Source organism: Aeromonas sp. S5(2024) (assembly GCF_041403025.1).
Lineage (GTDB): Bacteria > Pseudomonadota > Gammaproteobacteria > Enterobacterales > Aeromonadaceae > Aeromonas > Aeromonas hydrophila.
Genome location: NZ_JBGLRI010000016.1, coordinates 63,869 through 77,646, shown reverse-complemented (window position 1 = coordinate 77,646; position 13,778 = coordinate 63,869). Strand labels below are relative to the sequence as shown.

The following is a 13,778-nucleotide window of genomic DNA, read 5'->3' as shown; positions in this document are numbered from 1 at the left end:
GCGCACACAGTGCGGTCTTTACCGGTTAGTGTGCTGATATGGCTCAGTTGGTAGAGCGCATCCTTGGTAAGGATGAGGTCCCCAGTTCGACTCTGGGTATCAGCACCATTAAATATTAAAGCCTCCCAATCGGGAGGCTTTTTTGTATCCGCTTTTCTCAGTTTACCGAAATCTGCCTGGCATCGAGATAGAACCGAGCCTGTCCGGAGGCTTCTATCTGAATGGCTGCCACCAGTCGTTCATTGCGGGTGTATTCCCACTGCTTGTCGATCGACGTCAACGGTGGCTTGTTGATACCCAGTGTCTGCAGATACTCGTGAAACAAGCCTGCGCTGCCGATCTCGGTCAATCCTGCTTTCATCCCAATCAACTCCCTTTTATTGTTGCTGTTTATCAATAGTAACAGTCTCATATGTATTCAATATGAACGCTTTTCTATCAAATTGATCCAAGCTAAGTTGTGGATTGAAAAAGCCGTTGGTGTTTGAAAAAAGGAAGCAAAAACATGCTGATAAAGAACCTGCGTCTGGTCGGCAGGGAGGGGATGTGGCAGATCCTCTGCCAGGATGGCCTGATCCGAGCCATCGAACCCATGAGCACCCCTCTGCTCGCAGCCCACGAGCTTGATGGTGAGGAGGGGCTCGCCATCGCCCCCTTTATCGAGCCTCACATCCATCTCGATACTACCCAGACGGCCGGTGAGCCGAGTTGGAACCTCTCCGGAACCCTGTTCGAGGGGATCGAACGCTGGGCTGAGCGCAAGGCACTGCTGACCCATGAGGATGTGAAGCAGCGGGCCATCCAGACGCTGAAGTGGCAGATTGCCAACGGCATCCAGTTCGTCCGCACCCACGTGGATGTCTCCGACCCCAATCTGGTCGCCCTGAAGGCGATGCTGGAGGTGCGGGAGGAGATGAAGGAGTGGGTGGAGCTGCAGATAGTGGCCTTCCCGCAGGAGGGGATCCTCTCCTACCCCAACGGCAAGGCGCTGCTTGAGGAGGCGCTCAAGCTGGGCGCCGACGTGATAGGCGCCATCCCCCATTTCGAGTTTACTCGGGAATATGGGGTCGAAAGTCTGCACTATGTGTTCGATCTTGCCGAGAAGTATCAGGTTCTGGTGGATGTGCACTGCGACGAGATCGATGACGAGCAGTCCCGCTTCATCGAGACGCTGGCGACCCTGGCCTACGAGCGCGGCATGGGCCATAGAGTCACCGCCAGCCACACCACCGCCATGCACTCCTATAACGGCGCCTATGCGTCGCGCCTATTCCGGTTGCTGAAGATGGCGGACATCAACTTCGTCGCCAATCCGCTGGTGAACATCCACCTGCAGGGGCGCTTCGACAGCTATCCCAAGCGTCGCGGCATCACCCGGGTGAAGGAGATGCTGGAGGCCAACATCAACGTCTGCTTCGGCCACGACGACGTGTTCGATCCCTGGTATCCCATGGGCACCGCCAACCTGCTGCAGGTACTGCACATGGGGCTGCATGTCTGCCAGATCATGGGCTACGAGCAGATCAACGACAGCCTCAAGCTGATCAGCAGCCACAGTGCACGTACTCTGAATGTGCAGGATCGCTACGGCATCGAGGTGGGCAAACCGGCCAACCTGCTGATCCTGCCCGCCGAGAACGGCTTTGATGCGGTGCGCCGCCAGGTGCCGGTGCGTTACTCCATTCGCGGTGGCCGGGTGATTGCGCAAACCACGCCATCCCGCACCTCGATTCATCTCGCTCAGGTCGAGCCGGTGGACTTTCGCCGTTGATGCGGGCGATGTCGCTTAATTGCCCTGCTGTCCCCCGGGCCTGACATTTTGCATAATGTCGGCCCGATACTATGGAGGCGTGCTCCCATGCAAACCTGGTTATATGTTGCCGCCGGCGGGGCCATCGGCGCCTGTCTGCGCTTTGGTATCGCCGAACTGATGGCGCTGCTGTTGGGACGTCATTTCCCCTATGGCACCCTGATGGTCAACGTGGTCGGCTCCTTCATCATGGGCATTGCCTTTGCGCTGATCAGCCATGGTCATGTGGTGGAGCACCCGCTGAAACCGTTGCTGATGGTGGGTATCCTCGGTGCCCTGACTACCTTCTCCTCCTTCGCGCTGGATACCGTGGTACTGGCCCAGCAGGGGGCCTATCTGAAAGCCGCCCTCAATATCGGCCTCAACCTGTTTCTCTGTCTGGCCATGGTGGTGCTGGGGATGCAGTTGGTCGCCAGCCGGGTTTAAGGTGTCCGCACGCCATTGGCTCTGGTAAACTGGCGGCCATTCTTTGCTCTATGGGTGTTTAAGGGATGTCAGAACAGACTACGACAACGCATTTTGGCTTTAAAACCGTGGCCTCGACCGAGAAGGAAACCCTGGTCGCCGGCGTCTTCCATTCGGTGGCAGCCAAGTATGATCTGATGAACGATCTGATGTCGTTCGGCATCCACCGCCTGTGGAAGCGCTTCACCATCGACTGCTCCGGCGTGCGCAAGGGTCAGAAGGTGCTGGATCTGGCCGGTGGTACCGGCGACCTGACCGCCAAGTTCTCCCGCATCGTCGGCGAGACCGGCCAGGTGGTGCTGGCGGATATCAACGACTCCATGCTCAAGGTGGGCCGCGATAAGCTGCGCAATCTGGGGGTGGCCAACAACGTCTCCTACGTGCAGGCCAATGCCGAGGCGCTCCCGTTCCCTGACAACCATTTCGACGTCATCACCATCGGCTTCGGCCTGCGCAACGTCACCGACAAGGACAAGGCGCTCGCCTCCATGTTCCGGGTGCTCAAGCCGGGTGGCCGCCTGCTGGTGCTGGAGTTCTCCAAGCCGGTCAGCGAAGTGATCGCCAAGCTGTATGATCTCTACTCCTTCAAACTGCTGCCGAAAATGGGCGAAATCGTCGCGAACGACAGCGAAAGTTACAAATACCTGGCGGAATCGATCCGCATGCACCCGGATCAGCAGACCCTGGCAGGCATGATGGAGAATGTCGGTTTCGAGCAGGTTGAGTTTTACAACCTGACCCAGGGCGTGGTCGCCTTGCACCGCGGTTACAAGTTTTAAGGTCGCCTATGCCGATGGATGCCATGGTCACCGCGGTGATCGAAACCAGCCTCAACCAGCTGCTGCGACTCGACAAGCAGAGTCCGGAGCGGCTGCGCAAATTGACGGGCAAGGTACTCAAGCTGGAGCTGCGCGAGCTCAAGCCACTCTGGTTTGTCTTCTCCGAGCGCAGGCTGGATGTACTGGCCAAATTCGAAGGGGAGGCCGATGCAGTGCTGAGCCTCTCCCTGACCGCGCTCGGCCTGCTCAAGGATCCCTCCGCCCTGACCCGCTACATCCGCGAGGAGAAGCTGGATCTGAGCGGCGATCCTCAGCTGGTGCAGGCGTTCAGCGTGTTGCTGGGCGAGCTGAATATCGACTGGGAAGAAGAGCTGTCCCGTTATACCGGCGATGTGCTGGCCCACACTCTGCTGCGCGGTGCCAGTCAGGCACGTCGGCTGCTGGGGCGTGAATTGTGCCGCAGCCAGCGCCAGCTGGCCGAATACCTGACCGAAGAGATCCGGCTTGCGCCGGGTCCGCTGGAAGTGGCCAGCTTCAACGACGATGTCGAGTTGCTGGCCCAGCAGATGAAAGCGGTCGAGCTGCGACTGGCCCGCTTCGAGCAGCAGGTAGCCTGATGACCCCGAAGGAGTTCAAGCGCCTCTATCGCATCATCAGCATCCTGCTGGAGCAGGGCATCGACGAGCTGGTACCCGCCCGTTATCAGCCTTGGCCCGGCCGGTTGGCCCGTCGCAGCCTGTTCTGGCTCCAGAACAAACGTCAGGGGCTGAACCGTGGTGCCCGCATCCGGCTCGCCTTTGAGGCGCTCGGCCCCATCTTCATCAAGTTCGGTCAGATGCTCTCGACCCGGCGCGATCTGCTGCCGCCGGACATCGCCGAGGAGCTGGCACTGCTGCAGGACAGGGTGCCCCCCTTCTGTGGTCAGGCGGCCCGCCGCCAGATCGAGGCGAGCCTGGGCTGTACCATCGAGACCCTGTTTGACGACTTCGACGAGACGCCGCTGGCGTCGGCCTCCATCGCCCAGGTGCATACCGCCCGGCTGAAGGAAAACGGCCGCGAGATCGTCATCAAGGTGATCCGTCCTGACATCGAGCCGGTCATCGAGGCCGACCTGCGGCTGATGCAGGCGCTGGCCCGTCTGGTGGCCCGTTTCGTGCCCCAGAGCGGACGACTGCGCCCCATCGAGGTGGTGGAAGAGTATCGCAAGACCATCCTCGACGAGCTCAACCTGATGCGCGAAGCGGCCAACGCCATCCAGCTGCGCCGCAACTTCACCGGCTCCGAGGCGCTCTACGTGCCCGAGGTGTTCACCGAGCACTGCCGCGAGCAGGTGCTGGTGATGGAGCGGATCTATGGCATTCCGGTCTCCGACATTGCCGCGCTGGAGGCCAACGGCACCAACATGAAGCTGCTGGCCGAGCGTGGGGTGGAGGTGTTCTTCACCCAGGTGTTCCGCGACAGCTTCTTCCACGCCGACATGCACCCGGGCAACATCTTCGTCTCCTACGAACATCCGGAAAACCCACTCTGGATCGGCATCGACTGCGGCATCGTCGGCACCCTCAACCGGGAAGACAAGCGCTACCTAGCCGAGAACTTCCTCGCCTTCTTCAACCGTGACTACCGCCGGGTGGCCGAGCTGCACGTGGAATCCGGCTGGGTACCGCCCGATACCAAGGTGGATGAGTTCGAGTTCGCCATCCGCACCGTACTGGAGCCCATCTTCGAGAAGCCGCTGTCCGAGATCTCGTTCGGCCACGTGCTGCTCAACCTGTTCAACACCGCGCGCCGCTTCAACATGCAGGTGCAGCCGCAGCTGGTGTTGCTGCAGAAGACCCTGCTTTATGTGGAGGGGCTGGGTCGCCAACTCTATCCGCAGCTCGATTTGTGGCAGACCGCCAAGCCCTATCTGGAAAACTGGATGTACCAGCAGGTGGGGCCCAAGGCGGTGTGGAATGCCATCAAGGAGAAGGCGCCATTCTGGGCCGAAAAGCTGCCGGAGCTGCCGGAGCTGGTCTACGAGACCCTGCGCCAGACCCGTCATCAGCAGCGCCACTTCGACCAGATGTTTGCCGATTTTCGCCGGCACAGTCGCCGCCAGGGTCAGGCTCGCTACCTCTTAGGGGTTGGAGCCAGCCTGCTATTGGCCGGTGTATTCTTGCTGACCCAAAAACAACACATTGAGTGGGGACAAATCAGCCTCGCCGGCGCCGGGTTATGCTGGCTGCTGGGTTGGTTGCGAACCCGTTCTCATTAAATAAACTGCGCCAGCAGGCGCCTGTTCTGGAGAGAAAGTCATGGGTGGTATCAGTATTTGGCAATTGTTGATCATCGCAGTCATCGTCGTGCTGCTGTTCGGTACCAAGAAACTGCGCGGCATCGGCGGTGATCTGGGTGCCGCGGTCAAGGGCTTCAAGAAGGCGCTGTCCGACGAGCCGGAGACCAAGTCCGAGCAGAAGGATGCCGAGTTTCCGCCGAAACAGCTGAACGAAGCAGCCGGTCAGCCTAGCGATGCTGCCAAGCAGAAAGATAAAGATCAGGCCTAAGCCATGTTCGATATCGGTTTCTGGGAGCTGGTTGTCATTGGTGTCGTCGCCCTGGTGGTGCTCGGCCCCGAGCGGCTGCCCGTGGCGATCCGTACCGCCAGCCACTGGATCAGACTGATCCGCAGCACCGCCAACTCGGTCAAGGCCGAGCTGGAGCAGGAGCTCAAGTTGCAGGATCTGCACAACGACCTGAAGAAGGCCGAACAGTTGCAGATGAACAACCTGAGCCCCGAGCTGCAGGAGTCTATCGAGCAGCTGAAAACGGCCGCACAATCGGTGACCCGTCCATACGAACAACAAAATACCATCCAGCCAGCGCCGGCCGCCGCCGAGGTGAAGGAAGAGCCGGCAGCCCCCGTCAGCGTGGCGACACCTGATGAGGAGCCTACCGTGATCCCCGCCGCAAGTGCCCAGCCGAGCGCCGAACAAGGGGAGGTGAAGCCATGAGTCAGGCCGAGCAACCCCTGATCAGCCATCTGGTCGAGCTGAGAACGCGCCTGCTGCGCTCCATTTCGGCCATCCTGCTGGTGTTCATCGCGCTGATCTACTTCTCCAACAACATCTACGACTTCGTGGCCCAGCCGCTGCTGAGTCAGTTGCCGGAAGGGACCAGCATGATAGCGACGGATGTGGCGACCCCCTTCCTGACGCCGATCAAGCTGACCCTGGTGGTCTCCTTCTTCGTGGCGATCCCCTATCTGCTCTATCAGGCCTGGGCCTTCATCGCCCCCGGTCTGTACCAGCATGAACGGCGCCTGATCATGCCGTTGGTCGCCTCCAGTGCCGTGCTGTTCTATGCCGGCATGGCGTTCGCCTACTACGTGGTGTTCCCGCTGGTGTTCGGTTTCTTCACCAGCACCGCGCCCGCCGGGGTGACGGTGGCGACCGACATCGCCAGCTATCTGGACTTCGTACTGACCCTGTTCTTCGCGTTCGGGGTGGCGTTCGAAATTCCGGTGGCCACCATACTGCTGTGCTGGACCGGGGTGACCAGTCCCAAGAGCCTGCGGGAGAAGCGCCCCTACGTCATCGTCGGGGTGTTCGTGGTCGGCATGCTGTTGACGCCGCCCGATGTCTTTTCCCAGACCCTGCTCGCGATCCCCATGTGGGGCTTGTGGGAGATAGGTCTGTTCTTCGCCCGCTTCTACGTGAAAGAAGAGAGCGAAGAGAAGCAGGAACAGACTGAAGAGGGGAGCTAAGGCTCCCTTCCTCTTTTCATGCCCCCGTTCGAGGCGTATGGTAAGGCCCCATTGAGTAGATGGTTTTCAAATACCTGATATGTCTTCCTTTTGTTCGGACCCGCTGACCCCATGATCGACATAGGTGTAAACCTGACCAGCAGCCAGTTTGCCGATGAACAGGCCGATCTGGTGGCCCGCGCCCGCGCCGCTGGGGTGGAGGCGCTGATCCTGACCGGTACCGATCTGGTCGGCAGCCGCGAAAGCGCTGACTTGGCTGCGCTGTGGCCGGGTTACTGTTTCTCCACCGCCGGGGTCCACCCCCACGACGCAAAGAGTGTCGATGAGGCGACCCTGCCCGCCCTGCGCGAGCTGGCGGCCTTGCCACAGGTGGTGGCCATCGGCGAGTGCGGTCTCGACTACAATCGCGACTTCTCGCCCCGTCCGGTGCAGGACGCGGTATTCGACGCCCAGCTGGCGCTGGCCGCCGAGCTCGGGATGCCGGTGTTTCTCCACTGCCGCGATGCCCACACCCGTTTCATCGAGATCCTGCGCCCCTGGCTGCCCAGACTGCCGGGGGCAGTGCTGCACTGCTTCACCGGCTCCGACGAGGAGCTGGATCAGTGTCTGGCGCTGGGGCTGCACATCGGGGTGACCGGCTGGCTGTGCGACGAGCGTCGTGGCCAGTTGCTGCGCGAGCAGGTGGCCCGCATTCCGGCAGGCCGGCTGATGATCGAGACCGATGCCCCCTATCTGGTGCCGCGGGATCTGAAGCCCAGACCAAAACGCAACGAACCCGCTTTTTTGCCGCACATCGCCCAGGTGGTGGCGGCCTGCCGTGGTGAAGCGCCCGAGGCCTTGCTGGCCCACACCCGGGCCACCTCCGCCGCGTTCTTCCAACTTCCTCTTCAGGAGTGATTCATGGCTACAACTCTTCCAGGCGCCTTTCCGGGTCGCCGCCTGCGCCGGGTGCGCAAACATGATTTCAGCCGTCGTCTGGTGCGCGAGAACGTACTGACCGCCAACGATCTCATCTATCCCGTGTTTGTGCTGGAGGGGGAGAACCGTCGTGAGGCCGTCACCTCCATGCCGGGGGTGGACAGGCTCTCCATCGATCTGTTGCTGAAAGAGGCTGCCGAGCTGGTTGCGCTGGGCGTGCCGGCCATCGCCCTGTTCCCGGTCACCCCGCTGGAGCAGAAGAGTCTGCTGGCGGAAGAGGCCTACAACCCGGACGGGCTGGCCCAGCGGGCGACGCGCGCCCTGAAGGCAAGCTTCCCGGAGCTGGGGGTCATCACCGACGTGGCGCTCGATCCGTTCACCACCCATGGTCAGGACGGCATCATCGATGACGAAGGCTATGTGCTGAACGACATCACCACCGAGATTCTGGTGAAGCAGGCGCTCTCCCACGCCGCTGCCGGGGTGGATATCGTGGCACCGTCCGACATGATGGACGGCCGCATCGGCGCCATCCGCGCGGCGCTGGAAGAGAACGGCTTCATCAACACCCAGATCATGGCCTACTCCGCCAAGTACGCCTCCTGCTACTACGGCCCGTTCCGCGACGCGGTGGGCTCTGCCGGCAACCTCGGCAAGAGCAACAAGGCCACCTACCAGATGGATCCGGCCAACAGCAACGAAGCCCTGCACGAGGTGGCGCTGGATATCCAGGAAGGGGCCGACAGCGTGATGGTCAAGCCGGGCATGCCTTATCTGGACGTGATCCGTCAGGTGAAGGATCAGTTCGGGGTGCCGACCTTCGCCTATCAGGTGAGCGGCGAGTACGCCATGCACATGGCGGCCATCCAGAACGGCTGGCTGAAGGAGAAGGAGAGCATCATGGAGTCCCTGCTCTGCTTCAAGCGGGCCGGGGCCGATGGCATCCTCACCTACTTCGCCAAGCGGGCTGCCCAATGGCTGCAGGAAGACGCCAGACGCTGATGCATCTTGCCTGATGTCACCGACAATGCCGGCCCCAGGGCCGGCATTGTCGTCTCTGGCATCCGGATCGCTGCTTTAATGAGCAGATCTCGGCGAAAAGTGGACAACAGGCCGCGCTCTGGCAGGCAAAGGCTTGATTAATGAGGTTTCTGCCTACATCTTAGGTAGTCCAAGCAAGCTTCTGGACGGCAGGGGCTGTAGAGAATTTAGAGGTATCGCAGGATGAACAACCCTTTGCTGACAATGGACTCGCTGCCCCCTTTCAGCCAGATCCAGCCCGATCAGGTCCAGCCTGCCGTGACGCAGGCCATCGCCGATTGCAAACAGAAGATCAGCGATGTGCTGGCCCAGCGCGACCCCCACACCTGGGACAGCCTGATCGCTCCGCTGGAAGAGGTCAATGACCGCCTGGCGCGGATCTGGTCGCCGGTCAGTCACCTGAACTCCGTACTCAACAGCGAAGCGCTGCGCGCGGCCCACGACGCCTGCCTGCCGCTGCTGTCTGAATTCCAGACCTATGTCGGCCAGCACGAGGGGCTCTATCAGGCCTATCGCGAACTGGCCGAGAGCGACGACTTCCCGCTGCTGAGCGGCGCCCAGCGCAAGGAGATCCAGAACACCCTGCGCGATTTTCGCTTGTCCGGCATCGGCCTGCCTGCCGAGGCGCAGCAGCGCTACGGCGAGATCCAGGCCCGCCTCTCCGAGCTGGCCTCCCGTTTCAGCAACAACGTGCTGGATGCAACCCAGGGCTGGCACAAGCTGGTGACCGACGAGGCCGAGCTGGCCGGTTTGCCGCAGAGTGCGCAGGCCGCCGCTCGCCAGCTGGCCGAGCTGAAGGGCAAGGAGGGTTGGCTGTTCACCCTGGACATCCCCTCCTACCTGCCGGTGATGATGTATGCCGACAACCGCGCGCTGCGCGCCGAGCTGTATGAGGCCTTCACGACCCGCGCCTCGGATCAGGGCCCCAACGCCGGCAAGTGGGACAACTCCGCCATCATGACCGAGCTGCTTGCCCTGCGTCGCGAGCTGGCTCAGCTGCTCGGCTTTGCCAACTACGCCGAGCTCTCCCTGGCCACCAAGATGGCGGACAAGCCCGAGCAGGTGGTGAACTTCCTCACCGATCTGGCGGCCAAGTCCCTGCCGCAGGGCAAGGCCGAGCTGGAAGAGATCCGCGCCTTCGCCGCCGAGCAACACGGTCAGGGCGAGCTGGCCGCCTGGGATCTCGCCTACTACGCCGAGAAGCTCAAGCAGCACAAATTCTCCATCTCCGACGAGCAGCTGCGTCCCTACTTCCCCGCCAGCAAGGTGGTGAAGGGGCTGTTCGAGGTGGTCAAGCGGGTGTTCGGCATGAAGGTGCGCGAGCGCCTCGGCATCGACACCTGGCACCCGGACGTGCGCTTCTACGACATCTTCGACGCCGAGGACGAGCTGCGCGGCAGCTTCTACCTCGACCTCTATGCCCGCGAGCACAAGCAGGGCGGCGCCTGGATGGATGTCTGCCTGGGTCGTCGCTACCGTCAGGATGGATCCTTGCAAAAGCCGGTGGCCTACCTGACCTGCAACTTCAACGGTCCGGTGGACGGCAAACCCGCCCTGTTCACCCACAACGAAGTGGTTACCCTGTTCCACGAGTTCGGTCACGGCATTCACCACATGCTGACCCGCATCGACGTGGCCGGCGTGGCCGGCATCAACGGCGTGGCCTGGGACGCGGTGGAGCTGCCGAGCCAGTTCCTAGAGAACTGGTGCTGGGAGTCCGAGGCGCTGGCCTTCATCTCCGGCCATCACGAGACCGGCGAGCCGCTGCCTGCCGATCTGCTGGAGAAGATGCTGACCGCCCGCAACTTCCAGGCGGCGATGCAGATGCTGCGCCAGCTGGAGTTCGCCCTGTTCGACTTCCGTCTGCACCAGGAGTTCGACCCGGCCAGCACGGATCAGATCCCGGCGCTGCTGGATGAGGTGCGCAGCCAGGTGGCGGTGATGACGCCCCCTGCGTTCAACCGCTTCCAGCACAGCTTCTCCCACATCTTCGCCGGCGGTTATGCGGCGGGCTACTACAGCTACAAGTGGGCCGAGGTGCTCTCTGCGGATGCCTTCTCCCGCTTCGAGGAGGAGGGGATCTTCAACCCGGCCACCGGCCAGTCCTTCCTGAAGAACATCCTGGAAAAGGGTGGCTCCAAGGAGCCGATGGAGCTGTTCCGAGCCTTCCGTGGCCGCGAGCCTCAGGTGGATGCGCTGCTCCGTCACAGCGGGATTGCCGCGTGAGTTGGCGGGCCCCGGCTGGCGTGAGCTTCAAGCAGGTACAGTTTTGCCACATAGTGGGATCACTGCGTGATTTTTGAGATAAAAAGGGACCTTTTGGTCCCTTTTCTCAAGGCTTTTTAATATCTTGCGGATAGCATGTTTGCACTGTCCCCGGCTCTTCAGTAGAGTCGGGTCCTACCTTCCAAGGAGAGAAAGAACCTTGCCATGAGGCGAGCACTCGAGTCTGTCTATCAAATCATCTCAAGTCTGTCTCATTCGAGTGGTCAGGGATATTTCGATACCTTTGTGAGTGAAATCGCAGCAGCGGTCGGGGCCGACTTCGTCCTGATTTCAGGCAGGGATCAAGCGGGGCTCTCTTTCAAGGTGCACGCCGCCCACCCCGCGTCTCTCGACACCACCAACTTCAGCTTTCCGGTCAGCGCCACCCTGGGGGAGATCACCCTGCAGGAGGGAGAGACCTGGTTCAGCGATCGGGTACAGCAGCTGTTTCCCCATGCCGCCGTGTTGCAGGCCTGGCACATCCAGGCCTATGCCGGCATCGCCCTCAAGAGTGCCCAGGGGGAGACGGTCGGCATCTGCAGCGTGCTGTTCAAGCGGCCGCTCACCAACATGGACAAGGTGATGGGCCTGTTGCGCCTGCTGGCTCCGCTGGCCGGGCGCGAACTGGCGCTGATGCTGCAACAGCCGGCACCGCCCCAGCCCGAGTATCACGACTTTCTGCACACCATGATGTCCCACGCGCCGGTGGGGATCGGCAAGCTCGATCTGAACGGCAAGATCCTCTGGACCAACCCGGCCATCGAAAAGATGCTGGGCTACAGCCAGAGCGAGCTGCTGCACCGCACCGCCGCCGAGCTCAATCACCCGGAAGACTGGCTGCGCAGCGCCGCCTGCTATGAAGAGCTCAAGCGCGGCGAGCGCACCGCCTTCACTCAGGAGAAGCGCTACCTGCACCGGGACGGTCAGGTGCTGTGGGGGCGGGTCACCGTCACCCTGGTGCGGGACGATCAGCTGCAGCCCGACTACCTGATGGTGGTGCTGGAGAACATAGATCCCCTCAAGCGCCACGCCGAACAGCTCAAGCTCTCCCACCGGGTCTACGACAACCTCTCCGAGGCGATCTTGGTGTGCGACGCCGACAGCCGCATCATCTCGGTCAACCCGGCGTTCGAGCAGATCACCGGTTACAGCGAGGAGGAGGTGTGCGGCCAGCGGCCCAGCATGCTCAAGTCCGGGCTGCACGATCAGGCCTTCTACGCCGACATGTACCACGCGCTGGAGCGGGTGGGGGTGTGGCGCGGCGAGGTGTGGAACAAGCGCAAGAACGGCAAGCTTTATCCCCAGCAACTGATGATCAGCACCCTGCGGGAAGGGGGGCGGATCAGCCAGTACATCGCCATCTTCAGCGACCTCTCCCAGACCAAGCTGGCGGAGCAGAAGATCGCCGCCCAGGCCAACTACGACAACCTCACCGGCCTGCCCAACCGCTGGCTGTTCGGCCGCTGCCTCAGCCGCTTCTGCGAGCGGGGCGAGCGCTTCGCGCTGATGGTGCTCGACCTCAACAACTTCAAGGCGGTCAACAACAGCATGGATCACCACGCCGGTGATGCCCTGCTGCGGGAGGTGTCGGATCGGCTGGTGAGCCGGGTGCGTACCGAGGACCTGGTGGCCCGCATCGGCGGCGACGAGTTCGCCTTCCTGGTGCCCGGCATCGTCAACCGTCGTCAGGCCGAGGTGTTTGCCAAGCAGGTGATCGGCGGCTTCGCCCGCCCCTTCATGCTGGCCAACCAGCACCTCTACGTGACGGCCACCATCGGTATCACCCTCTGTCCGGGCGATGGCCTGGAGAGCGACGAGTTGCTGCGCAACGCCGAGCAGGCGCTGTTTGCCGCCAAGCGGCAGGGGCGGCTGCTCGGCAGCTATTGCGCCTCCATGCGCGAAGAGGTGCGCCAGCGCCACCAGATGCAGCAGGATCTGGCGGAGGCGATCAAGCTCGAGCAGCTGACCATGGCCTACCAGCCGATCTGGGACAACCGCAGTGGCCGGGTCGCCAAGCTGGAGGCGCTGGTACGCTGGTATCACCCGCACTGGGGCCAGGTGTCGCCGGCGGACTTCATTCCGCTGGCGGAGGAGGCCGGGCTCATCCAGGGGCTGGGGGCGCTGGTGCTGTGGCAGTCGTGCCGGGATCTGGCGCGGCTGCAGCAATCCGGCTTCCCGGATCTGCAGATGTCGATCAACCGCTCCACCCTGGAGTTCCAGACTATAGATCCGGAGGCGAGCGAGTGGCTCAAGGTGATCCACCACTTCGGGCTGGACCCGGCGGACATCGTCATCGAGATCACCGAGTCCCTGCTGATGGAGACCAGCGATCAGCACAGGGTGCGGATCGATGCCCTGCGCGAGGCGGGCTGCAAGCTGGCCATCGACGACTTCGGCACCGGCTATTCGGCGCTCAACTATCTGCGCAACTTCCCGGTGGACCTGGTCAAGATCGACCGGGCCTTCGTGCGCCACATCCCGTTCAATGAACAGGACCGGCTGCTGCTGGACGGCATCATCAACATAGTGCACAACCTCGGCATGCAGGTGGTGATCGAGGGGGTGGAGACCCGCGAGCAGCTCAACTTCCTCTGCCAGAAGGGGTGCGCCTTCACGCAGGGTTATCTGCTGAGCCGGCCGCTGGCCTACGACGACCTCACCGAGTACCTGCAGCTCAACGACAAGAGCATGTTCCTGCAGACCAGCTAGCCCCTCTCCTTCGGCCGGAGCCCCTACAGCGACCTTCGGGGGCTGT

The 13,778-nt window shown here is 62.1% G+C and carries 13 protein-coding genes and 1 tRNA gene; 13 read left to right on the top strand and 1 reads right to left on the bottom strand.

Annotated elements, in window-relative coordinates:
• Positions 1 to 32 precede the first annotated feature (32 nt).
• Positions 33 to 108, top strand: a tRNA-Thr gene (locus tag ACB032_RS21620).
• 49 nt (positions 109 to 157) lie between these two features.
• Here the strand turns inward: ACB032_RS21620 and ACB032_RS21615 are convergent.
• Positions 158 to 412, bottom strand: coding sequence for a hypothetical protein (locus ACB032_RS21615; protein WP_016348944.1), 255 nt, complete (start codon positions 410 to 412; stop codon positions 158 to 160).
• 93 nt (positions 413 to 505) lie between these two features.
• Between ACB032_RS21615 and ACB032_RS21610 the strand changes: the two genes are divergently transcribed.
• From ACB032_RS21610 to ACB032_RS21555, 12 genes are all read left to right on the top strand, one after another.
• The gene (locus ACB032_RS21610) at positions 506 to 1,771 is read left to right on the top strand and encodes a cytosine deaminase (RefSeq protein ID WP_371138737.1); all 1,266 of its coding nucleotides are present in this window, start codon (positions 506 to 508) and stop codon (positions 1,769 to 1,771) included.
• 87 nt (positions 1,772 to 1,858) lie between these two features.
• Entirely contained in the window at positions 1,859 to 2,236 is a 378-nt protein-coding gene (gene crcB / locus ACB032_RS21605; RefSeq protein WP_016348946.1) for a fluoride efflux transporter CrcB, read from the top strand.
• 65 nt (positions 2,237 to 2,301) lie between these two features.
• Positions 2,302 to 3,054: a bifunctional demethylmenaquinone methyltransferase/2-methoxy-6-polyprenyl-1,4-benzoquinol methylase UbiE gene (ubiE, locus tag ACB032_RS21600; protein ID WP_011704116.1), complete on the top strand. Its 753-nt coding sequence runs from the start codon at positions 2,302 to 2,304 to the stop codon at positions 3,052 to 3,054.
• A gap of 8 nt (positions 3,055 to 3,062) precedes the next feature.
• Positions 3,063 to 3,671, top strand: a complete 609-nt coding sequence (locus tag ACB032_RS21595; protein ID WP_011704117.1) for an SCP2 domain-containing protein — start codon at positions 3,063 to 3,065, stop codon at positions 3,669 to 3,671.
• Positions 3,671 to 5,311 carry a ubiquinone biosynthesis regulatory protein kinase UbiB gene (gene ubiB / locus ACB032_RS21590; protein WP_371138736.1) on the top strand — a complete coding sequence of 547 codons (1,641 nt, stop codon included), beginning with the start codon at positions 3,671 to 3,673 and terminating at the stop codon, positions 5,309 to 5,311. Before ACB032_RS21595 ends, ubiB begins: the two co-directional genes overlap by 1 nt.
• A 40-nt stretch (positions 5,312 to 5,351) precedes the next feature.
• Positions 5,352 to 5,600: a Sec-independent protein translocase subunit TatA gene (tatA, locus tag ACB032_RS21585; protein WP_011704119.1), complete on the top strand. Its 249-nt coding sequence runs from the start codon at positions 5,352 to 5,354 to the stop codon at positions 5,598 to 5,600.
• A 3-nt stretch (positions 5,601 to 5,603) separates the two neighbouring features.
• Positions 5,604 to 6,047, top strand: coding sequence for a Sec-independent protein translocase protein TatB (gene tatB / locus ACB032_RS21580; RefSeq protein ID WP_016348949.1), 444 nt, complete (start codon positions 5,604 to 5,606; stop codon positions 6,045 to 6,047).
• On the top strand, positions 6,044 to 6,799 hold the full coding sequence (tatC, locus tag ACB032_RS21575) for a twin-arginine translocase subunit TatC (RefSeq protein WP_011704121.1): 756 nt from the start codon (positions 6,044 to 6,046) through the stop codon (positions 6,797 to 6,799). The genes tatB and tatC overlap by 4 nt, the downstream gene beginning before the upstream one ends.
• Before the next feature lie 111 nt (positions 6,800 to 6,910).
• Positions 6,911 to 7,696 carry a TatD family hydrolase gene (locus tag ACB032_RS21570; protein ID WP_371138735.1) on the top strand — a complete coding sequence of 262 codons (786 nt, stop codon included), beginning with the start codon at positions 6,911 to 6,913 and terminating at the stop codon, positions 7,694 to 7,696.
• A gap of 3 nt (positions 7,697 to 7,699) precedes the next feature.
• The gene (hemB, locus tag ACB032_RS21565; protein WP_024945496.1) at positions 7,700 to 8,719 is read left to right on the top strand and encodes a porphobilinogen synthase; all 1,020 of its coding nucleotides are present in this window, start codon (positions 7,700 to 7,702) and stop codon (positions 8,717 to 8,719) included.
• 222 nt (positions 8,720 to 8,941) lie between these two features.
• Positions 8,942 to 10,984, top strand: coding sequence for an oligopeptidase A (prlC, locus tag ACB032_RS21560; RefSeq protein WP_371138734.1), 2,043 nt, complete (start codon positions 8,942 to 8,944; stop codon positions 10,982 to 10,984).
• Between the two features lie 204 nt (positions 10,985 to 11,188).
• A complete protein-coding gene (locus tag ACB032_RS21555) occupies positions 11,189 to 13,732 on the top strand; it encodes a bifunctional diguanylate cyclase/phosphodiesterase (protein WP_017410822.1) in 2,544 nt (847 codons plus the stop codon).
• Positions 13,733 to 13,778: the final 46 nt, after the last annotated feature.